Origin of the sequence: Rathayibacter sp. PhB152, assembly GCF_003751395.1 — a bacterium.
Classification (GTDB): domain Bacteria; phylum Actinomycetota; class Actinomycetes; order Actinomycetales; family Microbacteriaceae; genus Rathayibacter; species Rathayibacter festucae.
In genome coordinates this window covers 43,125-65,198 of sequence record NZ_RJUT01000009.1, presented here as the reverse complement: position 1 = coordinate 65,198, position 22,074 = coordinate 43,125, and the positions used below count along the sequence as shown (strand labels likewise).

Below are 22,074 nucleotides of genomic sequence, written 5' to 3'. Positions count from 1 at the left end.
GAGTCGGATTCGAGCGGGTACGGCTCAGCGCACAGAGCGGACGCGAAGGACCACGAGCCCGCCGAGGAGCGTGAACACCGCCGCGAGGATGTAGAGCATCGAGTAGTCGCGAGCACCGTCCGAACCCGCGCCGATCGCGAGGATCACCGAGGCCAGCAGGGGAGCGAGCGCCTGCGGGATGGTGGTCGCGAACTGCGTGAGGTTCACGAAGCGGCCCGCCTCGGTCGCCCGCTCGGGGAGCACGTCGAGGAACAGCGCCTGGTCGACGGCAGAGAAGACGCCTATCGCGAGGTTGCCCATGAATGCGCCCACGATGAGGAGCGGCAGATCGTTGGCCAGGAGCATTACCAGAGAACCGGCGGCGAAGAGGATGCCGGAGCCGAGGACGAAGGCCTTGCGCCGGCGCAGCTTGTCGCTGAGGAAGCCGCCCGCGAAGACTCCGATGATGGTGCCGACGATGCCGAGCAGTCCGACCGTGGCGACGGTGCCGCCGATCTCGTCGACGGGGATGTCGAGTCTCGAGGAGAAGAAGAACGCGGTGTAGGAGGTGTTCAGCGTGAGGCCGAAGAAGAAGAAGAAGCGGCCGAGCCAGTTCCAGGAGAAGTCCGGGTACTTGCGCGGGTTGAAGACGTACTTCGAGAGCACGATCCCAGCGGTGAGTGTCTGCTCGGTCGGGGCGTTCCGGCTGTCGTCCTCCCTCATGAAAGCGACGAAGACCAGGACGAGGACCAGGGCGATCGCGCCGGGTACCAGGAAGAGCAGGAACGGCTGGCTCGCGAGCGTTCCTCCGATGACGGCGCCGAAGACGGGTGCGACCATCGTCGCGAAGCCGGTGATCGCTCCGACCTTGCCGCGCTGGCTCTCGGGGAGCTTGTCGGCCTGGAGGGTGGTGAAGTTGTTGACCGTCTGGCTCCAGCCGATCTGCGCGATGACCCAGCCGATACCGAGGACCAGCACGTTCGGTGCTGCTGCCATCACGGTCAGGCCGACGAGGCCGATGAACGTGCCGATCAGGATCCACGGCCTCCGGCGCCCGAGACGGGTTCGCGTGCGATCGCTGAGCTGACCGCCGAGGGGCCCGACGAGCAGTGCGGCGAGCGAGCCGACGCCGAGGAGGACGCCCAGGTACTCCTCGTTCCCGGGCGCGAGCGCCTGCACCTGGATGGCGAGCGAGATCGCGATCGGGGTGACGAACGCCAGGTAGGCGCCGAAGAGACCGAGCGCGAGCAGGGTGATCCACCCCGCGCTGACTTTCGGCGGCTCGGGTGTGCTTCCGAGGTCGGCCGCCGCCTTCTGCTGAGCGGCGTCTTCCGGGGCGAGGGCTCCCGGGATCGGGAAAGCTCCTCCGCTCGGAAGGGGGTGCTGGGCGTCCTGGTCTCTCATGGTGACTCCTTCGTCGTTGGTTCAGTGATCAGTGGTCGTGGTGTGGTGGGTCAAGCGAGGTCGAGCGGGACGGTCGCTGCGGCGGGATCACCCGAGAACGCTGCGGCCTCGACGAGTACGCGGGGTGCCGCGAGACTCCATCCGGTCGACGTCCACCGGCGCAGCGGCGCAGTCGACCCGGTGATGCGGACGCGATGCGTCTCCCCCGCACGGACGGCGATGGGTTCGAATCCGAGGAGTAATCGCGCGGGGAACTCGTCGGCGTCGATCACTCCGTAGAGCTGCACCACATGCCGCCCCGCCCGATCGCCGATGTTGACGACATCGACCGTCGCCTCGAACGAGCCCGACTCTTCGTCGATGGCTCCCACTTCGAGGTTTCGGATGTCGAATCGTGTGTAGGAGAGTCCGAAACCCAAGGGGTAGGCGGCCTCGATGCCATCGCGATCAAGGAGCCGCTGACCGTGCCAGCGGTCGTACACGATGGACGTGGCGGCGACGTCGAAGAAGGGGAGGTGCGACTCGTCCCGCGGTATCGAGTAGGGAAGCCGACCGGAGGCATCCACCTCGCCGAGCAGCACGTCAGCGAGCGCATCCCCGCCTTCGCTGCCCGCGTACCAACTGACGAGGATCGCGGGGACGAGGTCCTTCCACTCCTCGATGATCACGGCGCCGGCGGTCACGATCACGACCACCGTCCGTGGGTTCGCCGCGGCGGTCGCTCGGATGATCTCCACGTCGACGGGACGGATCCTGAGCGACGCCCGGTCACCTCCAGCCGCCGAGCCCATGAGGTTCTCGTTGCGGTCGTCGCCGGTCGGCATCGTGACCCCGGGTGGCAGCGGGGGGAAGACCTTGAGGAGGCCTGGAGCCGAGAGCATGGTGTCGCCGAGGTACTCGCCCTCGTCGGCGGCCGTGTAGCCGACGACCACGACGGCGATGTCCGCATCCGCGGCGATGTGCGCGGCGGCGACCGGATCGTCCTCGACGCTGCTGAGGACCATCGCAGTGGGGAAGGCACTGCGAACACCCTCGAGGGGGGTGATCACCCGCGGTGAATGCACGTTCGAGGAGCCCTTGTCACCCGTGTTGGCCAGGTCGGAAAGGCGTCCGATCACGGCGATCGACGAGACCGCTGTGCGGTCGATCGGCAGGAGAGGGACCTCATTGAGTGCGTCGTTCTGCAAAAGGACCATCGACTCGGCGGCGGTGCGGCGGGACAGCGCGCGGTGCGCTCGCGAGAAGACGACCGAGAGCTCGGGTTGCGGGTCGAGATCGGAGGCGGCGAAGCGCAGCTGCGTCGCGATGATCCGTCGTGCCGCTCGTCGGACGTCATTCCACGATGCGCGACCCGCTTCGAGGTCCCCGGGGAGGGCTCTGGCCCGCTGCTGCCGGAACGGCGCTTCGACGTCCAGACCGGCCCGGAGGGACATCGCGGGGTCGCGGAGCCCGAAGATGAAGTCCGAGAGGGTGATGCCCTCGAAGCCCCACTGCTCGCGCAGCACGCCCTCGAGAAGTGCCTCGTTCTGGCCGGCCCACTCGCCGTTCACGCTGTTGTAGGAGGTCATGATCCCGGCGACCCCCTCCTCGACGACACGCTTGAAGTGCGGCAGGTAGACCTCGTGCAGCGTGGCGTCATCGGCGGTCACGTCGACTGCGAACCGCGCGTTCTCCATGGAGTTGAGGGCGTAGTGCTTGGCGACCGCCATTCCGTGGCGCTGCACCCCGCGTACGAGGGCGGCGCCGAACTCGCCGAGGAGGACGGGGTCCTCGCCGTAGGTCTCCTGCGACCGACCCCACGCGGGGTGGCGCGGCAGATTGATGCAGACCCCGCCGAAGAAGTTGCCACCCTGCGCCCGCATCTCAGCACCGATCGCCCGGCCGATCTCCTCCTCGAGGGTGAGGTTCCAGGTCGCTCCGCGAGCCATGGACACCGGGAACGCGGTCGATTTGCCCATCACGACACCGCGCGGTCCGTCGCTGAAGCGCAGGCCGGGAACACCCAAGCGTGCGACCTCGCCCATCACGACAGGGGTGGCGTTGTACTGCCGACCCATCTCGCTCATGCCCGACCAGAACTCGCCGTCGCCGTCCAGGAGACCGAGCATCTCCTCGTCGGAGAGCTCATCGACCAAGGCCTCGGTCGCGTCGTAGAGCGAAGCGCCGGCCACTACGCGCGTCGTCGCGGCCTCGAAGGCAGTCGGCGCAGAAACGTCGTCCGCCAGTGCCGGTCGGTCACTCACGTGATCCTCCTCGAGGCGATGCGGGTCGGGTGCGTTCTCCGGTCGACGCCGGACTTGTCGTGAAGCGCGGCGGACGCCGGCCATCGTGTCGTCGACACCATCGGTCAGCCGGCGACGATCGCCGTGACCGCAGGAGCGAGGCCCTTGGCTGAGACGGTGACGGTCACGACACCGGGGCCGGTCGGCCGAACGATCGCGAGAGCGCGGCCGTCGGAGGTCGTGCAGTAATTGGCTGTGAACGGCTCGCTGGTCGAGGTGGCTCCGGTGCCGAGTGCTTCGAGGACGGCAGGGCCGTCCACGGCCAGCGTCACGACGTGGGACTTCGCGTTGTGCACCGTCCCGGAGTCGTCGACGAGGGTGATCGCGAGGAAGGCGAGGTCGGAGCCATCGGCGCGCACCTCCGCGCGATCCGCGACGATGTTCAACCCGACCTGCGTGCCGGCGGAGCGGAGAGCGGAACGGCCGACCTCCGCTCCGCCGGCGGAAGCCACGGCGACGAGCTCACCGGGCGCGAAGGAGGTCTCGAACACCGCGCGGAACGGCAGCTCTGCGCCGACCTCCGCGACTCCCAGCGAGGAGCCGTCGAGCAGCAGTTCGACCTGCTCAGCGTCGCTGTAGACCTCGACGCGGATCGGCCGGCCCTCGAAGCCGGGCCAGGACCAGCTGCCCAGGGAGTCGGTCCACGCCCATGGGGTGGCGACGGCGAGCTCCTGCCCGTGGCGTTCAGGGCGGCTCACGGCGATGTACGGCGTCGAAGTGAGTCCAAAGACGATCTCGCGGAAGTACGAGACCGAGAGTCGCTCGCCGATGATGTCAATGTCGCCGCAGCCTGCGGTGAGTGCGGGGTACGCGCCGCTGAAGCCGGAGACAGCCTCCGCACCCGGCTCGACGTAGCGGTTGACGCCGATGCCGACCTCGCCGAGGTAGTCCCAGCCCGTCCAGGTGAAGTCGCCGATGACGCGCGAGTCGGCCTCGACGAGCGCCCAGTTGGCGACGATCGAGGACGGCCAGGTCTCGCTGCCGACGACGATCCGGTCGGGGAACAGCTCGCGGTCGAGCTCGTAGCGGGCGTCGGCGTAGTTCATGCCGGCGACGTCGAGGACGGCGAACGACTCCTCAGTGCGCTGGGTGGCCTGCTCAGAGGCCTGGATCCGGCCCATCATGGCGCCGAAGCCGGCCATCATCGTGTTCACGCCGCCGCCGGGCTGCTCGGCGGCCGCGGAGCGCTGCGCCTTCATCTGCGGCACGATCGTGTCGATCATCGAGACGAAGGGGTTCACCCCGTTGGTGACGTAGCGGGTCGGATCGAGCGAGCGGACCTTCTCGGCGAGACGGCGTCCCCAGATCGAGCCGATCGGGGAACCGGTCTCGGGGATCTCGTTGCCGATGGAGTAGAAGATCACGCTGGGGTGGTGGCGGTCCTTCGCGACCATCGCCTCGACGTCGCGCTCCCACCAGGTGGGGAAGTCGAAGGCGTAGTCGTTGTCGGACTTCGCCTGGGTCCACACGTCGAAGGTCTCGTCCATCACGAGCATCCCGAGCCGGTCGCAGGCATCGAGCAGCGCCGTGCTCATCGGGGCGTGCGAGCTACGGACGGCGTTGAAGCCTGCTTCCTTGAGGATCGCGATCTTCCGCTCCTCCGCGGGCCGCATCGACACCACCCCGAGCGGGCCGTTGTCGAGGTGGATGCAGGCCCCACGGAGTTTCACGCTCTCGCCGTTGATGCGCAGGCCGTGCGCCGGGTCCAGCTGCAGCGAGCGGATGCCGAAGGTCACCTGCTCGGTGTCGACGATCTCGTCGCCGTCGTGCAGGGTGACACGGGCGTGGTGCAGTGCCGGGCTGTCGACACTCCAGAGGGCGGGGTCCTCGATGTGGAGGCGGCGGCGGACGGTGCCGGTCGTCCCGGGGAGCAGGGTGATCGGCGAGCCGCTGCTGCCGACCGGGACGCCGGCGTCGTCGCGGAGGGCGACCTCCAGCCGGTAGGTGCGGGTGAGCGGGCCCGCGTTCTCGACGAGCGCCTCGACCTCGACGAGCGCCTCGCCCGCGGTGACCTCGGGCGTCGTGATGCGCACACCGTCGTGCACGATGCGCCCGGGTCGCTTCACGACGAGGTGCACATCGCGATAGATGCCGGCGCCGGCGTACCAGCGGCTGTCGAGAGAGGTGCGGCATTCGACGCGGATCTCATTGTCGGCGCCGAACTGGAGGAACGGGTCGATCCGGACGGTGAAGCGTGAGTAGCCGTAGGCGTGCGTGCCGGCCAGATTCCCGTTCACGAAGATGGCTGCGTCCCGGTAGACGCCGTCGAACTCGAGGAGGACGAGCGACCCGGCGTCCTGTTCGAGCGCCGCGAACGTGCGACGGTATTCGAAGGCGCCGCCGGGGAAGTAGCCGTTGGTCTCGCCGCGCGGGGCGTCCGGGTGGCGGGTCTGCCCGATCAGGGCGTCGTGCGGGAGGTGCACGTCGGTCCACTCGGCACCGCTGGAGCCGCCGAGCTCCGCGAACGCCGTGACCTTCGTGCGGAAGGACCATCCCTGATTGAAGAGCGACCGATTCGGACGTGCGGTGATTCGCTGCGTGGCGACGCGATCGTCGTCGCGGGTAGCGGGATCGGTCAGGCTCGTCATCGAGAACTCCACTTCATTGCGGGAAAGACACGCCGGTATCGCGCGTTACAGAGCTAAACACAGCAGGTAACGCGCGTCAACACCCGTTCTAGAATTGCTGAGCAAGATCAGTCGCCGGAGTGGAAAGGGGAGCCGCGTGATCGTGAAGAGCGAGGACGTCGCCCGCCTGGCCGGAGTGTCGCGTGGCGCCGTGAGTCAGATCCTGAACGGGCGGGGCGAGCGGTTCTCCGCCTCGACGATCGAGCGCGTCAAGGAGGCGGCCCTCGAGCTCGACTACCAGCCCTCAGCCGCCGGCCGTGCCCTCGCCATGGGTTCGAGCGACTTCGTGATCGCGCTCATTCCGAACACCACGTTCGGCGGCAACCTGCAGGACATCTTCGGCGCCGCGACCGAGCAGCTCGCGGAGCAGGGTCTCACCCTCGTCCTCCGGCTCGCAACGACGACGACCGCCGCGCTGGGGCGGTTGGTGGGCAGTATGGCCCCGCGGGCGATCCTCTCGCTGACGCCGTTCTCCGACGAGGAGAGGGAGCTTCTCGAGCGCCGAGGGGTGCGCGCGTTCGAGCCCCACCTCTCTTCCGAGGATCAGTTCGACCGGGAGATCGGCCGCCTCCAGGCGCGCCACTTGATCGAGCGGGGCAGCATCCGCCTGGCAGTGGCTCGCCTCCAGGACGCGCGGCAGGACCCGTTCGGTCAGGGCCGCGAGGAGGGCGTTCGTGAGGAGTGCCGCCGAGCCGGCCTCGCCGATCCGGATGTGGTGCACCTCGGTGTGGATCTGGACCAGGCTGTGGGGGCGCTCGACAGCCTGAATCCTCCCGGGATCGGGATCGCCTGCTATAACGACGACATCGCGACCTGCCTGCTCTCGGCCGCCCGGATCCGTTCGTTCGAGGTGCCCGGGCAGGTCGCGATTATCGGCATGGACCGCACGCCTCTTTCGCAGGTCACCGTGCCCCGGCTGACGACGATCTCCTACGACGTCACCGCGCCGACGAAGAACATGATCGCCAACTTCCTGTCGGTCCTCGGTGAAACACCGGCGCCCGATGGCCCGGTCAACGCTCTCGAGCTCGAGCTGGTGGTCGGCGGGACGACCTGACCGGGCGACTTTGACGGACTGCGTTCAGTGCCCGACGACGAGCTTGAACCCCGCGGTCGCGACTCCCGCCGCCGCCAGTGCTACTCCGGTGCCCACCGTGCGCCACGAACTCTGAGTGCCGCGGAGGTGGCCGATCGTGAAGCCGAGAAGCAGGAACCTCGCCACAACGGAGAGCGCGGCGAGCGAGAAAGCCGCAGTACTGCCGAGAAGCCCGGTGGCTGCGGCAATCAGGAGCACCACGGGTATCGCGCCCGAGCTGAGCACGGGCAGACCGTCGCGCAGCGAGTGCCGGAGTGCCGCCCGGTCAGGCCGATGATTCGTCCGGATCCGTGTCGCGTACGACTCCGCGACGGCATGAGCGACGAACGTCGAAACCACTGTGCCGATCAGCAAGAGCAGGTTCTCGGCGGTGCCTGCTTCGGCGGGACCGATGACCGCCAGGGTGCCCAGGACGACGATGTTGCCGTAGATGTAGGCCTGGGCGCGGGCGGCAGCGGTGTCGACATCGATCGAGCCGCCTTGCGCGGCCTGGACCACTTCATCACCGCCCGCAGGGTTCTGATCCATCGGTTCTCTCCTTCAGACGGTGATGCACCGGGATCAGCGGACCCCGGCCAGGTTCAGGTCGACGCTGACGGTCAATCGAAGAGCGCCGACACGTCGGCATCGACCGGCTCGACGACCACCTGACGCGCCGAGAGCGAGCCGAGAAGCTCGGTCGCCTGGGATACGGCGTCGCTCGAGATCTCGAACACCACGGCGGACTCGCCGAGCTGAAGCGTCTCACCGAGCTCCTGGAGCTGCGAATTCTTGAAGCCGACGTCACGGAGGCGACTGGCCAGGATCCCGACACCACTTCCCGCCAGGACACCGAGCGGTCCGCCGATGAGGCCGATGGCCCCGCCGACGAGAGCGCCGCGCCCCGCACCCCAGTCCTTGGTCTCGGTGAACGTGGGCGTACCGTCGGCCTTGACATGGAGGACTGCGGTGTTGGCGATCTTCTCAGGGGCGGCGCCGACGACGGCCGCGGCGGCTCGCGCTGCGCCGTCCGGCGTAGCGAAGGTCGCGGCGAGGATGGTTCGGGTGGGGGCTGTTGCGCTCATGAAGTGCTCCTCGATCAGGCCCTGCGCTTGTCGCCGGGCGATGTAGGTCCACTCTCCCGGCTCGCCATCGCGCTGCCGTCGTGCTTCAGGAGCGGCCTGTGTAGTCCATCCGCAGTAGCTGCAACGAGCTCACCAGTGGCGATGGTCAGCATGAAGGGCGAGCTTCCGGTCGCCATGGGCGGCTCAGGGCGATGCGCCCGTGCCGATCTGATGTTCGCTGCCGGCCACGCCGACTGCCTCGCGGTCCCCCTGGACCGTCGCGACAGCCGACACGAGAGAGCGTGTCGACGGATCAGGGGTTCCTCGGCGTCACCGCGAGGGAGGCGTGTCGAACGAAGCTCCGAGCAGCTGCTGGACCTCCATCAGATTCTGACCCGTCAATCGGCGGATCGCGTCCTCGACCGCGGCACCGAGGTCGAACGTCGGGTCGGAGATCCAGAACTGCATGAGCCCGTCCCAGACCGCGATGACCTGACGTGCGGTGATGCGTGGATCCACAGCGGGGTGAGCGAGCCCCTTCTGCTGGCTGTGCTCGATGAGGCGCGCGAACACCTCGACGAGGCGGGCGTTGCGCGCGGCGAAGTACTCGGCGGCCGGATGCTCCGGCGACGCCGCTGCGCCCCGCAGCACCGTGAGGAGCCGGAAGCGAGGATCGGCGGAATCGGGGTTCGGCAGCCGGCGGAAGGCGCGGGCGTCGATGACGGTGTCGTCCAGGTCCAGCTGCGACTCGGCGCCCCGCTCGTCCTCGATCGCTCCCAGAGCGGCGACGAGCAGGTGGTCCTTCGAGGGGAAGTGGTAGAGCACCGTCGTCTCGCTCACCCCCGAGCGCTGCGAGACCAGCGACGTGGTCACGCCCTCGTGGCCGAGCTCGTCGACGAGCCCCACCACCGCGGCGACGATCGTCTCGCGGCGCTTCCGCGTCGAGGCGTACGGTCCGCGCTTCGTCGGTGCAGTCGTTGTCACGCGACCAGCCTAAGCGAGTGAAGTTACCCGAGCACTCGAAATTCGATTCGCGAAGGAGCAGTGTTGTTCTTGTGGACGTCCTGAACTTTGTGCTTCACTCTGGTTTCAGATCCGGCGCCGAGAGACGCCGCCCTCCAGATCTCCGCGCTCCTCCTCCAAAGGACCCCCCGATGACGACGACGTCACGACCCGCCAGCGCCCGCGCCGCCCGCAAGGCCGACCGGCGCAGCGACCCCGACCGCCTCTCCGCCGCAGCGGGCCTGGCGTGGACCACCACCGGGCTCTCCGGAGCGGTTAACTACCTGTTCCTCGCGATGTGGGTGTTCTACGGCACCGACGTCCTCGGCCTGAATCCGGCCGTCCTCGGCACGCTCGCCCTGGTGAGCAAGCTCCTCGAGGCGGCGGTCGTCGTCCTCGCCGGCTGGCTCGTCGACCGCACCCCCGAGACTCGCTGGGGCAAGGCCCGGCCGTACGAGCTGGCGATCATCGGGGTCTGGGTCTCGACCTGGTTCCTCTTCTCCACGCCCGATCTCCCCGATGCCGGTAAGACGGCGTGGCTCTTCGTCTGGCTCCTCCTGGCCAACGTCGTCTTCACCTCCCTCCTCGGAGCGAACGACTACCTCTACCTCGCCCGCACGTTCAACTCCCGCGTCCTCGTCGCCAAGGTCGCCACCCGCACCGGCTTCTTCACGACCGTGGGAGTCGTCGCCTTCAACGTCGCCCTGCCGCTCTTCATCGCCCAGGCGGGCACGAGCAGCTCGGCGTGGTCGATGCTCGCGCTCTTCCTCGCGATCCCGCTGGCCCTCATCGGGCTGGGCCGCTTCCTCTTCTTCAAGGAGAAGTACCAGACGGAGGCCGCGGACGCTCCCAAGGTCACCTTCCGCGATATCCGCGAGGTCCTCGTCTCGAACCGCTACATTTGGATCGTCGCCGGGATCAGCTTCGTCGGCGCCCTCGCCGGCGGCACCGGGATCGCCGTCTACTACTTCAAGTACGTCGTCGGCGACATCTCCCTGATGAGCCTCACCGGCCTCGTGCCCGTGCTGATCCTCCCGCTGATGCTCTTCTTCCCCCGGCTGATGAAGCGCTTCGCCGTCAGCACGATCATCACCGCCGGCGCCTTCTGCGGAGTCCTCGCCGGAGTCCTGATGATCATCGCCAACGGGAACCTGGCGGTCATCCTGATCTCCAGCGCGCTGAGCGGGCTCGGGATCCTCCCCATCACCTTCCTCCTCCAGGTGCTGGTCATCGACAACGCGAGCTACAACCAGTGGAGCGGCCGCCGACGGCTCGAGAGCACGATGGGCGCGATCACGGCCTTCGCGGTCCGGCTCGGCGGTGGGCTCGGCGGCGCAGCCACAGGCTGGGTCCTCGGGATCGTCGGCTACGACGGCACAGCCGCGACCCAGACCCCGGAGGCGCTCACCGGCATCGTCCTGCTCGCCGGCGCCTTCCCCGCGGTCCTCTGGATCGGCGTCGCCCTCGCCATGCGCTCCTACCGGAGCTTCGAGAAGATGCTCCCCGCCATCACCGCCGGCCTCGCCGTGGTCACCCCCGAACCGAAGGACGCCCGATGACCCGCCCCTCCCCCGCCACGACCGACTCGCTCGCCGGACAGCCGCTCGACCGCGACCCCGCGGACGACGCCTTCGCCCAGCCCTACATCGACATCGACGAGTGGCGCGACGAGCCGGTGCGCCACCGCTACCTGCACGGCGGCTTCCACGACAGCGACACCCGCTTCTCGCTCTACCTCCCGACCGTCGAGCAGTTCGAGGGCAGGTTCTTCCAGCACGTCACCCCCGTTCCACAGAGCGAGAACCTCGCGCAGCAGCGCTTCGACGACGAGAACCCGATCCCCTTCACCCTCGCCAGCGGCGGCTACTACCTCGAGACCAACAGCGGCGGTCCCGCGGCCTCGGGCGGCCCGATGTCCGGCGTCGACCCGACGATCGGCGCCTATCGCGCCAATGCGGCCGTCGCCCGGCTCTCGCGCCGGCTCGCGAGCGCGGTCTTCGGCGAGCAGCGCGTCTTCGGCTACCTCTACGGCGGGAGCGGCGGCGGTTACCGCACGATCGGCGCCTCCGAGAACACCGACGGCGTCTGGGACGGCTTCGTGCCCTACGTCATCGGCAGCCCGATGGCGATCCCCAACGTCTTCGCCGTCCGGATGCACGCCCAGCGGATCCTCCGCGACGTGCTCCCCCGGATCGTCGACGCGTTCGACGCCGGCGGAGACCCCGCCGCGCTGGAGCTCACCGACGAGGAGCGCGCGACGCTGGACGAGGTGACCCGCATGGGCTTCCCGCTCCGCTCCTGGTTCGGCTGGGAGACCATGGGAATGCACGCGTTCAGCGTGCTCTACCCCGGGATCATGGCCGCCGACCCAAGCTACGCCACCGATTTCTGGAGCGCGGAGGGCTACCTCGGCAGCGACCCGGACGCCTCCGTGCACCGCGACCGCATCCGGCTCGACACCACCGTCGTCGAGCTGCTCACCGCCGACCCCGACGCGGCGGCGGTCACGGGAGGTGTCGACGAGTCGTACAAGGCCACCGTCTCCGGTGGGCGCTCGGTCATCGGCGTCCGGCTCGCGGACGTCCCCCGCGGCTGGACCCTGGGCGCCGAGCTCGTGATCCGCTCCGGCCCCTCGACCGGTCGCGTGCTGCGCGTCGCCGGCGTCGACGGAGACGAGGTGCTCCTCGAACCCGGCGAGGGCGACGCCGTCCTGGCCGTCGGCGACGCGGTGACCCTCGACAACTCGAACTTCCTCGCCGCCCAGACCTACCACCGCCACCAGGTGCCGTCCGCCGACTACCTCGTCTGGGACCAGTTCCGAGACGCCGGCGGCGAGCCGATCCTGCCGCAGCGGCCCCTGCTGCTCGGTCCGCTCTTCGCGCAGGGCGCCTCCGGCACCGTCCCGACCGGGCGCATCAGCGGCCGGATGATCGTGGTCGCCTCCCTCCTCGATCGGGAGGCCTTCCCCTGGCAGGCCGACTGGTACCGATCCCGCGTCGCGGAGTTCCTCGGCGACGCCGCAGACGACCGCTTCCGCCTCTGGTACACCGACAACGCGCTGCACGGCGATGAGAGCGGCGTGCAAGAGCACGAGACGCGGACCGTCAGCTACGCAGGCGCGCTGCAGACCGCGTTGCGTCAGCTCAGCGCGTGGGTCGAGGACGACGTCGCGCCGAGCACTTCCACCGTCTACGAGGTGGTCGACGGGCAGGTCACCCTCGACTCCTCCAACCCTGCGCGCGGTGGCGTTCAGCCGATCGTCTCGCTGTTGGTCGACGGCGCCGAGTCGGCGCAAGTCACGGTCGGTCAGGTAGTCCAGGTCGCGATCAGCGCCCAGGCGACCACCCAGCACGGTGTCCTCGTCGAGGTGGCTACCGATCTGATGGGATCGGGACGTCTCTCCCCGGTTCAGCCGGTGACTCCAGCCGCCGCGATCGCCACCGTGCAGGAGTGCTCATTCGACACCCCCGGCATCTACCTGCTCGCCGTCCGCGTCACCGCGCAGACGGAGGGGCGGGCGGAAAGCCCCCACGCGCGGCTCGACAATGTTGCGCGCGCACGGGTGGTGGTGCGGTAGCCGCGACTACTGCGCTGGGAGTACGGGCGACGACCCTGCACCTGTGAGCATGAGACGTGGCCACTTTCCTCCTCGATCTCGGCGCGCGCGGCCGCGCTTCGACACGCCGCCTCCGCTGGCTCGATCTCGCAAGCCTCATCATCACTGCGGGGGCAAGCGCCACGGCCCTAGTCGCGCTCGTGGTCAACGGCTTCGTCGACGGCCGCGGGATTGAGGAGGGGATCGGCGGATATGTAGGACTAGGAGTGTCCCTCGTGGGAGTCGCCATCGTCCGCGACCTCCTCCCAATCGGAATCGCCGACGACCGCGCGCGCCTCTGGCTAGGCACGGTCGTGCTCGTCCTTGGACCCGTCTCCTCCGCCATGCTGGGCACCGATCCGCTGGTGCCGTGGAACCTGGCGGTCTTCACGAGCTTCGCGATCGCGCTGCGCGGTCTCTCGGGGCCCGTAGTCGGCGCGTTCATTGGCGTGGTTAGCTACGCCTCCGTCGTGCTCTTCGAAGGTCTCGGCTGGGTGAACCCGACGGCGGGCGTCGCGCTGGCGATGTCGTTCGCCTTCGCCTCCGCCGGTACGGCTCTGCGCAGCTACGCCCAGTTTCAGCAGGAGGTCGAGAACCGCGCGGTCGAGGCAATCGCCGCGCGGGACGCCGACGCCCATCGGCGCGTCGCGGAAGAGCGGCTCAGCATCGCCCGCGACCTGCACGACGTCGTCGGACACGAGATCGCGGTGCTCGGCATCCACCTGGGGGTCGCCGAGGTGAACCTCCCCGACGAAGCCGGAACATCTCGGGCATCGCTCGAGAAGGCCAGAGCCAACGTGCAGTCAGTCCTACACGAGACGCAGCGGGTGCTGCGCGTTCTCCGCTCCGACTCCGGGTCCTCGACCGATTCGGCCCCGACGCCCGACTTCGCGCGAATCCCCGCGCTCATTGAGTCGTACCGCGCCGCCGGAGTCGTTGTGGAGGCCCAGCTGATTGACCCGCCGGCGGATCTTGATCCTGAGGTCTCGACAGCGGCGTACCGCATTGTCCAGGAGGCGCTGACGAACGCGCAGAAGCACGGAGCCGGCGCCGCCTCGGTTTCGGTGCGTGCCGAGAAGCGGCTCCTCACTCTTTCGATCTCGAACCGCAGACGTCCCGATCGGGCACCCGGGCGACGAGGCTTTGGCCTGATCGGCATGCGCGAGCGCGCCCACTCGGCCGGAGGCACGCTTCGGATCGAGGAGACCGATGACGACTACCGTGTCGTGGCACAGCTGCGCATCGAGGGAAGCAGGATCTGATGGTGCGAGTGATGATCGTCGACGATCAGGAGATGATCCGCGAGGGGCTGCAGGCCATCCTCGCGAAGCAGGAGGGGATCGACGTCGTCGGGTCGGCCGGTGACGGACTCGAGGCCCTGACCGCGATCGATGCACTCGAGGTGGATGTCGTGCTCATGGACATCCGCATGCCAGGTATCGATGGAGTCGAGACCACGCGCCGCCTCCGCGAGCGCTACGCCGCGGAGGACCTACGTATCGTCGTGCTGACGACCTTTGACAACGACGAGAACGTCCTCGCGGCGCTGCGGGCGGGCGCCAATGGCTTCCTGAGCAAAGGGGTGGGGCCCACGGCCCTCGCCGACGGCATCCGCGAGGTCGCTGCCGGAGGCGGCGCCCTCTCGAGCGCGGCCAGCGCTGTGCTCATCGGCCAGGTCTCGGCGCAGGCCGCGGCGCCAGCCGTCGACTCCGCGATGCTTGACCGCTTCTCGGCCCTCACTCCGCGCGAACGCGAGATCGTCGCAGCAATTGCCACCGGGCTCGACAACTCGGCCATCGCCGAGCAGCTGTTCGTCTCGCCGTTCACCGTGAAGACACACGCGAACCGGGCGATGGCCAAGGTCGGCGCGCGCGATCGAGCGCAGCTGGTGTCGTTCGCCTACCGCGCCGGCCTAACCGCATAGACGCGCACTTTGGCCGGGATGACCCGGCCGGGGTGTCATCGCTTAGTCGAAGAGCGCCGAGATGCTCGCATTGACGGTCTCGACTGCAATCTGGCGCGCCGACAGCGAGGTGAGCAGCTCGCTCGTCGTCGCGACGACGTCGCTCGAGATCTCGAACACGACGGCTGACTCGCCGCGCTCGAGGGTCTCCACCGCCCGATCACGCGACGCCTGAAGTGCGCAGAGCGGTCAACGTCATCCATCCGCAGTAGATCCGGCGGTCCGGCTGGATGACGAGCGCGGCTCCCGGTTCCGCGAACCTCGAAGGACAGCGACGCACTCCGCATCGCCCTACCGAAGGACACGTCATGCCCCAGCGCACCGCCCCCTCCGAGCCCCGCATCGCCGCTGCTCTGCCGGTGATGCTTCTTGACAACTCGCCCCGCGGATCGTCGTCGATCGATCTCGGCGACTCCATCGAGCTCTTCTTCGCCGGCCTCTCAACCACCGCGCGATAGACGGGACCCAGCGCATGAACCTCTCCAAGACTCTGCCCCTGCTCACCGCCTCCGCGGCCGCCGCGCTCCTGCTCGCGGGATGCGCCTCCGGCTCCGGCTCCGCAGCCTCCACACCGACCCCGACTACCGCCGCCGAGCCGACGCACTGGTCGTACGAGGGCGACTCCGGCCCGAGCGGCTGGGGCGCGCTGGAGGACGGCTTCGCGAGCTGCGCGACCGGCACGCAGCAGTCGCCGATCGACCTCTCGTCCTCGACTGCCCTCGCCGGCCTCCCCCTGACGCTCGACAGCGAGCGCACGGAGGGTGAGGTCGAGGACACCGGGCACACGGTGCAGGTCGGCGCCGAGGACGCCTCGAAGGTCGAGTACGACGGGATGGCCTATGAGCTCGCGCAGATGCACGTGCACACCCCGTCCGAGCACACCATCGACGGAGTCGCGGCCGACGCCGAGTTCCACTTTGTGCACCAGAGCGAGACGGGCGAGCGCCTCGTCGTTGGCGTCCTCGCGGTCGAGGGCACGGAGTCGAGCGCCTACGACGCCTTCGCCGAGAACGCTGCCAAGGCCTCGGGAACGGACGCCGACCCCGAGATCGACGTCGACGTGGCCGCGATGCTGCCCGCCACCCTCGACCACTACGCCTACGAGGGCAGCCTCACCACGCCGCCCTGCAGCGAGGGGGTGCAATGGATCGTGCTGACCACCCCGATCGAGCTCTCGGCCCAGCAGCTGGCAGAGGTTGATAAGGCCCACCCCGGCAACACCCGACCCGCTCAGCCGCTCGGGGATCGCACTCTCACCCGCGGCACTGGCTCGGTCGTCGTCGAGAACGACTGACTCCTCCCGCCTCCTCCCTCGGAAGAACCGCCGTGACCGCGAAACCGCCCGCACTCCTCCCCGACGAGTTCACCGAGGTGACGACGTCGAGAGCCCGCCGCACAACAGAGCTCGTCGTGTTCCTGGGCGCCCTCGCGCTGTACAGCGGGTGGACCTTCGGCGTCGTGAACGGCTCCGGCGACTCTCTGGACTCCCTGCTGCGGACGCCGTCGCTGCCGCCGCGCTCCGCCGCAGGGCAGTCGGTCGAGGCCTTCGCGCTCCTGACCCACCCCTACGTGGTGTTAATGGTCACCGTCTTGGCCGCACTGAGGTCCCTCCGTCAGCGTCAGCGCCGACTTGCGCTGGCGCTGACGATCGCCGCCCTCGGGCTCGTGCTCTGGGAGCTGCAGCGCAACCTGATCGGCCGCCCTCATCCCCTTTCCGAGTACCACGACTCCGTCTCGGCTTTGGGGGCGGCCTACCCCTCAGGCCACATCGTCGGAGCGACGGTCCTCACGTGGGTCGTCGTCACCCTCGCCAACGCCCGACGCCGATCGCGGCGCTCCCAGCGCGAGCGCCGCCTCCTCGGGATGCTGTTCGTCGCCCTCGTCGGCACAAGCATGTGGGCGATGGGGACGGATCGGCTGACCGATCTGATCGGCGGACTTCTGCTCGGCACCAGTATCGCGACGGGTGCGCTCTGGATCAGCGGAGTGGAGGCCATCGGTCGCGCCTGGCGCCTTCGGGAGCTGCCGCCCGAGTCCGGTGGCCGGGCCGCCGTGATCTTCAACCCGACGAAGGTCCTCGACCTCGACCTCTTCCGCCGTCGAGTGATCTTTGCCCTCGCCCGCAGCGGCTGGGATCCGCCCCTCTGGATCGAGACGCGACAGGACGACCCCGGGCGCGCGATGGCTGAGTACGCCCTCTCGCAGAACGTCGACCGTGTCCTCGTCGCGGGTGGCGACGGCACGGCGCGGACTGTCTGCGCCGCCCTCGCCGGCAGCGGTGTTCCGGTCGCGCTGATCCCGGCGGGAACCGGCAACCTGCTGGGTCGCAACCTTGGGATCTCCCTCGACGAGGACGAGGCCCTCGACGTCGCCCTGCACGGACGCGTCCGCGAGATCGACATGGTCCACTGGAGCGTCGACGGAGTGGACGCTCCTTTCGCCGTGATGGCCGGAGTCGGACTGGATGCGCAGATCATGCGCGACACTGATGCCCGTCTCAAGAGGGTGATCAAGGCCGGCGCCTACGTCGTAGCGGCCGTGCAGCAGCGTCGCATGCGCCCGTTCCGAGCGACGGTCACGATCGACGACCAGCAGATCCACGACTCCGACGCGGTCATGGTGCTCGTCGGCAACGTCGGCCACCTCCAGGGCGGACTCGCGCTGCTCCCCGCCGCGGAGCCCGACGATGGACTGCTGCACGTGCTCGTCGCCTCTGGCGAAGGCGGCCTCCGGGGACTGCTGCGGTTGGTGCTCAGCATCACCCGCAAGGACTCACCTGACGCACCGCTCCGGCGCCTCCGCGGCCGACAAGTCGACATCGAGCTCGACCGGCCGATGGCCTACCAGCTCGACGGAGACACGGAGGGCCTGGCAAGCACCTTCAGCGCGAGGGTCGACCCCGGGGCTCTGCTGGTGATGACCCCGCATTTAGCGAGGCGGTCACAGCCCGGCACCGCTGCGCTGCGCCAGGGCGCAGGGCCAGAGGCGCTGCCTTGAGGGTGCGCTCAACTGGTTCGCGGCCGACCGCGACGAGACCGAAGGTGATGTCGAAGACGTGCATCCCCTTGAGGCTGTCGAGAAAGGTCCAGTGCAGGTAGCCGCGGACGTCGATCCCGTCGGCGCTCGCCTACGACAGTCCTAGCAGGGCGCCCGCCGTGTAGGCGATGCAGCGGCGATCCTCGTCGGAGGCGGCAAGGCCGCTCTCGGAAATCAGTATCGGAGTGCTTCCGGTCACGGATCACGCGCGACGGACGGCGATCTTGAGGGCGTCAGTGCGGTAGGCCTAGGCGGTCGGCGTCAGCTCGGCGCCCTCGGGTACCCCTTCCAGGCCGACCAGCTGACGCGTGTAGGACTGTACGCCGCCCCAATCGTCGTCGCGGGAGGTCTCGAGGTAGGTGTCCTCCCGGATCCGCTCGTAGTGGGCGAGCCCGTCTTCGCAGCCCTCGCGGGCAGGAGGCTCGGATCGTGATGGGCCAGCCGACTTCGACGGTCGTCTTCTCGCGCCGGATCTCGCGGACGCGGACACCCGCGCGGATGATGGTGTCTCTCGCCTCGCGCTTCGGCTCCGGCAGGGAGAACGCGTTGATGCCGACCTCGCGGCCCGCTCCCCTGCGCGCCACTACGGCCGTGGGATCCAGGTAACTGAAGCGGTACCGCCATGTGTTGCATCGTGGCGAACATGTCCGGCTACTTGGTCGTGGCGACGTAGGTGGCGCTCTCACGGACCGGTGCGACAGCCTCGACGTACTCGCCGAGGCGACCGACAGCCGCTTTCGAGGTCCAGCCGCCAGACTTCGTGAATGACAGCGTGCTCGAGAAGTGGTGCAACGTGACGACCGGTTCGATGCCTTATGCGAGGCAGTATTCGATGATTGCGCGCTCGTGCCACGGCTCTGCACGTGGGAAGTCACATCGAGTGGGCTCGATTCGCGCGTACTCGACGCCGGAGTGGAACGACGTGAGCCCGAGCGACCTCAGCAGGTCGATGTCGGTGTTCAGCGGCGGGAGAGGTTGACTGAGTCGCGGTGCGCTCAGCGAACGACGAGCCAGAGAGATGCTCGAGTCGCTGTTCACGTTGTCGCCCTCGTTCTGGTCCGGGCGCACGACGCACGCAGAGGAGTTCAGTGGGAAATGCAGTCAAACGAGTGAGCGGGCGGTGAGGAGATTCCGGACCTCCGAGAGCAAGCCGCCCTCGGCGGTCCGGGGTTCTCTCACCGAATCATGAAGGGGCCCGTCACCTTCTCGGTGACGGGCCCCTCGGATCAAGCGGATCAGGCGTTCGTGAGCTCGCGCTCTTTCGCGGTGGGCTCCGCGTCGAGAGCGTGGCCTTCGGTGTCGACGTGGGGAACGATCTTGTCGAGCCACTTCGGCAGCCACCAGGCCGACGTGCCGAGCAGGCTCAGCAGGGCCGGCATGAGCACCAGGCGGACGATGAAGGCGTCCGCCATGACTCCGACCATCAGGCCGAAGGCGATCGAGGCGCCGATCGCGAACTCGCCGGTGGCGAATCCTCCGAACACGACGGTCATGATCGTCGCGGCCGCGACGAGGACAGGACCGGAGCGGGCGAAGCCCTCGCGGATCGCCTCCTGGGGTGTCATGCCCTTGTCGTGCATCTCTTTGATCCGCGAGACCAGGAACACCTGGTAGTCCATTGCGAGACCGAAGAGCACGCCGACCAGCAACAGCGGCAGCAGGCTCAGCATGGGGTCCCCCTGGGGAGCCGCAATGAAGGGGTCGAGCCAGCCCCACTGGAACACCGCGGTGCTCGCGCCGAACGACGCGCCTACCGAGAGCAGGTAGCCGAGGGTGGCGATGAGCGGGATGACGAGCGAGCGGAACATCACGATCAGCAGCAGCAGCGAGATGACGACGATCACGATGATGTACTTCACGAGCGCGCTCATCAGCGCCGCATCCTGATCGATCCCGATCGCGGTCTCGCCGGTGACCTCGAGATGGACGCCTGTCAGAGTGTCGGCGTCGTCGCGCAGGGTGTGCACGATGTCCTTGGTCTCCTGGTCGATCGGGCTGCCGTCGGGGATGACGATGAAGCGCGCCATCGTGCCATCGGCCGAGATCTCGGCCGGAGCGACCTGGAGGACACCATCGAGCTCGGTGAGGCGGGACTGAACGCCGTCGGTCTTCGCGGCGATGTTGTCGCCCTCGGCGAGGACGATGAGCGGGCTCTGGGTGCCGCCGAACTCGTCGACTATCAGGTTGTAAGCGGTGCGCTCGGTCGAGTCGGGGCTGGAGCCGCCGGGGATGTTGAACGCGGTCTTCATGCTGAACATCGGCAACGCCACGATCACCAGGATGATGATGCCGGCAAGAGCGGAGATGACCGGGCGGTTGACAACGAAGCTGCCCCAGCCGCGCATGACACCGCGCTTCTGCTCGCCGCCCTCGACCATGAAGTGTCCCGCGAGAACCTCGGCGCGCTGCTTCTTCGACAGGGCGCGCAGGCCCATCGTGCGCATCAGCGCGGGAAGGAGGGTCAGTGCCAGCAACACGGCCACGAGGACGGCGGCAGCGGCGGCGAAGCCCATTTCGGTGACGAAGCTGAGATTTGCGACCAGCAGTGCCACCAGGGCGACGATGACGGTGAGTCCGGCGAAGACCACAGCGGTGCCTGCGGTGCCGGTGGCGCGAGCGACGGAGTCCTCCACGTTCTTGCCGGCTCTCAGTTCGATCCGGAACCTCGAGAGGATGAAGAGGGTGTAGTCGATGCCGACGGCCAGCCCCAGCATGGAGGCCAGGATGATCGCGTTGTCGCCGATCGGGAAGAGCGAGCCGTAGGCGAGGACGCCGACGAGGCCGACTCCGACACCGAACACCGCGATCAGCAGGTTGACGCCGGCCGCGAGGAGCGAGCCGAAGGTCAGGATTAGGACGAGGAAGGCGATGACGACGCCGACGAGCTCGCCGAGACCCGGCGCAGGGGCGCCGATCGGGACGAGATTGCCGCCGAGCTGGACGCCGAGCTCTGCGGGCGCGTTCTCCTGCAGGGCGAGCGCCGCCTCGTAGTCGGTCTTCTGGTCGTCCTCCGAGAGATCGGGGTAGGCCAGCGTGGCGACGGCGAGGGTCTGATCGGCGGAGACGTAGGGCTGGGCGGGGTCGAACGGGTCTGTTACCGACACGACTCCGGGCAGCGTTCGGGCCTCAGCGAGGAAAGCGGTGATCTCGGCCGATGTCGCCGGGTCCGCGACGTTCCCGCCGGCCGGCTGGAAGACGAGCTGGAGCGCGGCGGCCGATGAGTCGCCGGCGGCCGGGAACTCCTCGTTCATCCGGTCGAGAGCTTGCGAGGCGGGCGAGTTCGGGACCGATGTCTTGGCGGCCTCACTCCCGCCATTCTGGGAACCGATGACCAGGGTGCCGATCAGGGCCGCGAAGATCACGATCCAGGTTCCGACGACCACCAACCGGTGACGTGCGCTGTACCGCCCGAGGCGGGCGAGAAATGTGGACATAGTGGCTCCTGGGAGAAGAGAGGACGGGGAAGGATGGCGGAGGCGCCGCCTGCATCCAGAGTCCCGCTGAGTGCTCTCCCAGGAGTCGTCCCCTGAGACCGTCACCTCTACTACATCCGAAGTAGTCCCGTCCTCTTGTCGATCGCCGTCCGCGTGCTCTACTGCAGCGAGACGACAGCGAACGGTCTACCGGAACGACGACCGGGCCGCCGGACCGCGAGAGGGTGAAGGCATCGCGGAGCGCCCGACCCCGCCGCCCAGGAGGCCACGATGTCCATTTCCAGCCCTTTCGTCATTCGCACCTTCACCAGCACGTCGCCCGCTGCTCCTGCACGGTCTCTTTCGTTTGGTCGTGCTGCGCTTCAGCACGTCCTGATCGCGATCTCGTCGGCCTCGATCATCAGTGGAGCGCTGCTTGAGAGCCTTGGTCTCCTCAGCCGGATCGGGGCCGGTCGGCTCGAAGTCCTTCGTCAGACCGAGCGCTGAGGGTTGGAGAGTTGAAGCGCGCGAGGGACCCCTGTCCGTCACCCTTCTTCTACTCGGGGTATGCGCCGGCCGCCCGACGCCACCACGAACTAGCCCTTCGCGAACCGAAACGTGTCGATGCACCCCG

The 22,074-nt window shown here is 68.5% G+C and carries 17 protein-coding genes and 1 pseudogene; 10 read left to right on the top strand and 8 right to left on the bottom strand.

Going from position 1 to position 22,074, the window contains the following annotated elements; genetic code table 11:
- Nucleotides 1-24 precede the first annotated feature (24 nt).
- From EDF36_RS18705 to EDF36_RS18695, 3 genes are all read right to left on the bottom strand, one after another.
- The gene (locus tag EDF36_RS18705) at nucleotides 25-1,383 is read right to left on the bottom strand and encodes an MFS transporter (RefSeq protein WP_123734165.1); all 1,359 of its coding nucleotides are present in this window, start codon (nucleotides 1,381-1,383) and stop codon (nucleotides 25-27) included.
- A gap of 50 nt (nucleotides 1,384-1,433) precedes the next feature.
- Nucleotides 1,434-3,626 carry a glycoside hydrolase family 3 C-terminal domain-containing protein gene (locus EDF36_RS18700; RefSeq protein WP_260300800.1) on the bottom strand — a complete coding sequence of 731 codons (2,193 nt, stop codon included), beginning with the start codon at nucleotides 3,624-3,626 and terminating at the stop codon, nucleotides 1,434-1,436.
- A 104-nt stretch (nucleotides 3,627-3,730) separates the two neighbouring features.
- A complete protein-coding gene (locus tag EDF36_RS18695) occupies nucleotides 3,731-6,253 on the bottom strand; it encodes a glycoside hydrolase family 2 TIM barrel-domain containing protein (RefSeq protein WP_123734230.1) in 2,523 nt (840 codons plus the stop codon).
- A gap of 136 nt (nucleotides 6,254-6,389) precedes the next feature.
- On the opposite strand from EDF36_RS18695, the pseudogene EDF36_RS22010 reads away from it, so the two are divergent.
- Nucleotides 6,390-6,527, top strand: a pseudogene (locus tag EDF36_RS22010) (LacI family DNA-binding transcriptional regulator); the annotation flags it as partial.
- Nucleotides 6,528-6,578: 51 nt separating this feature from the next.
- Entirely contained in the window at nucleotides 6,579-7,349 is a 771-nt protein-coding gene (locus EDF36_RS18690) for a substrate-binding domain-containing protein (RefSeq protein WP_260300799.1), read from the top strand.
- 24 nt (nucleotides 7,350-7,373) lie between these two features.
- On the opposite strand, the gene EDF36_RS18685 is transcribed toward EDF36_RS18690, so the two are convergent.
- The 3 genes from EDF36_RS18685 to EDF36_RS18675 all read right to left on the bottom strand — a co-directional run bounded on the left by EDF36_RS18685 (nucleotide 7,374) and on the right by EDF36_RS18675 (nucleotide 9,415).
- The gene (locus tag EDF36_RS18685) at nucleotides 7,374-7,916 is read right to left on the bottom strand and encodes a hypothetical protein (protein WP_123734162.1); all 543 of its coding nucleotides are present in this window, start codon (nucleotides 7,914-7,916) and stop codon (nucleotides 7,374-7,376) included.
- A 71-nt stretch (nucleotides 7,917-7,987) separates the two neighbouring features.
- The gene (locus tag EDF36_RS18680) at nucleotides 7,988-8,452 is read right to left on the bottom strand and encodes a DUF1269 domain-containing protein (RefSeq protein ID WP_123734161.1); all 465 of its coding nucleotides are present in this window, start codon (nucleotides 8,450-8,452) and stop codon (nucleotides 7,988-7,990) included.
- A 309-nt stretch (nucleotides 8,453-8,761) separates the two neighbouring features.
- Nucleotides 8,762-9,415, bottom strand: a complete 654-nt coding sequence (locus EDF36_RS18675; RefSeq protein WP_123734160.1) for a TetR/AcrR family transcriptional regulator — start codon at nucleotides 9,413-9,415, stop codon at nucleotides 8,762-8,764.
- A 170-nt stretch (nucleotides 9,416-9,585) separates the two neighbouring features.
- Here EDF36_RS18675 and EDF36_RS18670 point away from each other — a divergent pair, with 170 nt between their 5' ends.
- The 4 genes from EDF36_RS18670 to EDF36_RS18655 are packed head-to-tail and all read left to right on the top strand — an operon-like array spanning nucleotide 9,586 to nucleotide 14,952.
- On the top strand, nucleotides 9,586-10,992 hold the full coding sequence (locus EDF36_RS18670) for an MFS transporter (protein WP_123734159.1): 1,407 nt from the start codon (nucleotides 9,586-9,588) through the stop codon (nucleotides 10,990-10,992).
- Nucleotides 10,989-13,010, top strand: a complete 2,022-nt coding sequence (locus EDF36_RS18665; RefSeq protein WP_185020555.1) for a hypothetical protein — start codon at nucleotides 10,989-10,991, stop codon at nucleotides 13,008-13,010. Before EDF36_RS18670 ends, EDF36_RS18665 begins: the two co-directional genes overlap by 4 nt.
- A 56-nt stretch (nucleotides 13,011-13,066) precedes the next feature.
- Nucleotides 13,067-14,290: a sensor histidine kinase gene (locus EDF36_RS18660; protein WP_123734158.1), complete on the top strand. Its 1,224-nt coding sequence runs from the start codon at nucleotides 13,067-13,069 to the stop codon at nucleotides 14,288-14,290.
- 11 nt (nucleotides 14,291-14,301) lie between these two features.
- Nucleotides 14,302-14,952, top strand: coding sequence for a response regulator transcription factor (locus EDF36_RS18655; RefSeq protein ID WP_260300797.1), 651 nt, complete (start codon nucleotides 14,302-14,304; stop codon nucleotides 14,950-14,952).
- Nucleotides 14,953-14,994: 42 nt separating this feature from the next.
- On the opposite strand, the gene EDF36_RS21445 is transcribed toward EDF36_RS18655, so the two are convergent.
- A complete protein-coding gene (locus tag EDF36_RS21445) occupies nucleotides 14,995-15,144 on the bottom strand; it encodes a hypothetical protein (protein ID WP_185020554.1) in 150 nt (49 codons plus the stop codon).
- 155 nt (nucleotides 15,145-15,299) lie between these two features.
- Between EDF36_RS21445 and EDF36_RS21440 the strand changes: the two genes are divergently transcribed.
- Genes EDF36_RS21440 through EDF36_RS18645 form a run of 3 tightly spaced genes read left to right on the top strand, consistent with a single transcriptional unit; the run spans nucleotide 15,300 to nucleotide 17,988 of the window.
- Entirely contained in the window at nucleotides 15,300-15,449 is a 150-nt protein-coding gene (locus EDF36_RS21440) for a hypothetical protein (RefSeq protein WP_165909073.1), read from the top strand.
- Between the two features lie 14 nt (nucleotides 15,450-15,463).
- Nucleotides 15,464-16,285 (top strand): carbonic anhydrase, encoded by an 822-nt coding sequence (locus EDF36_RS18650; protein ID WP_123734156.1) that lies wholly within the window; start codon nucleotides 15,464-15,466, stop codon nucleotides 16,283-16,285.
- A gap of 32 nt (nucleotides 16,286-16,317) precedes the next feature.
- Nucleotides 16,318-17,988 carry a diacylglycerol kinase family protein gene (locus EDF36_RS18645; RefSeq protein ID WP_123734155.1) on the top strand — a complete coding sequence of 557 codons (1,671 nt, stop codon included), beginning with the start codon at nucleotides 16,318-16,320 and terminating at the stop codon, nucleotides 17,986-17,988.
- A 1,274-nt stretch (nucleotides 17,989-19,262) separates the two neighbouring features.
- On the opposite strand, the gene EDF36_RS18635 is transcribed toward EDF36_RS18645, so the two are convergent.
- On the bottom strand, nucleotides 19,263-21,461 hold the full coding sequence (locus EDF36_RS18635; protein ID WP_123734153.1) for an MMPL family transporter: 2,199 nt from the start codon (nucleotides 21,459-21,461) through the stop codon (nucleotides 19,263-19,265).
- A 270-nt stretch (nucleotides 21,462-21,731) separates the two neighbouring features.
- Between EDF36_RS18635 and EDF36_RS18630 the strand changes: the two genes are divergently transcribed.
- On the top strand, nucleotides 21,732-21,947 hold the full coding sequence (locus EDF36_RS18630; RefSeq protein ID WP_123734152.1) for a hypothetical protein: 216 nt from the start codon (nucleotides 21,732-21,734) through the stop codon (nucleotides 21,945-21,947).
- Nucleotides 21,948-22,074 lie beyond the last annotated feature (127 nt).

Excerpts from the sequence above, each read along its gene's own strand:
- EDF36_RS18705 (WP_123734165.1), bottom strand. The coding sequence starts at position 1,383 with ATGAGAGACCAGGACGCCCAGCACCCCCTTCCGAGCGGAGGAGCTTTC.
- EDF36_RS18695 (WP_123734230.1), bottom strand. The coding sequence starts at position 6,253 with ATGACGAGCCTGACCGATCCCGCTACCCGCGACGACGATCGCGTCGCC.
- EDF36_RS18685 (WP_123734162.1), bottom strand. The coding sequence starts at position 7,916 with ATGGATCAGAACCCTGCGGGCGGTGATGAAGTGGTCCAGGCCGCGCAA.
- EDF36_RS18680 (WP_123734161.1), bottom strand. The coding sequence starts at position 8,452 with ATGAGCGCAACAGCCCCCACCCGAACCATCCTCGCCGCGACCTTCGCT.
- EDF36_RS18670 (WP_123734159.1), top strand. The coding sequence starts at position 9,586 with ATGACGACGACGTCACGACCCGCCAGCGCCCGCGCCGCCCGCAAGGCC.
- EDF36_RS18665 (WP_185020555.1), top strand. The coding sequence starts at position 10,989 with ATGACCCGCCCCTCCCCCGCCACGACCGACTCGCTCGCCGGACAGCCG.
- EDF36_RS18655 (WP_260300797.1), top strand. The coding sequence starts at position 14,302 with ATGATCGTCGACGATCAGGAGATGATCCGCGAGGGGCTGCAGGCCATC.
- EDF36_RS21440 (WP_165909073.1), top strand. The coding sequence starts at position 15,300 with ATGCCCCAGCGCACCGCCCCCTCCGAGCCCCGCATCGCCGCTGCTCTG.
- EDF36_RS18650 (WP_123734156.1), top strand. The coding sequence starts at position 15,464 with ATGAACCTCTCCAAGACTCTGCCCCTGCTCACCGCCTCCGCGGCCGCC.
- EDF36_RS18635 (WP_123734153.1), bottom strand. The coding sequence starts at position 21,461 with ATGTCCACATTTCTCGCCCGCCTCGGGCGGTACAGCGCACGTCACCGG.
- EDF36_RS18630 (WP_123734152.1), top strand. The coding sequence starts at position 21,732 with ATGTCCATTTCCAGCCCTTTCGTCATTCGCACCTTCACCAGCACGTCG.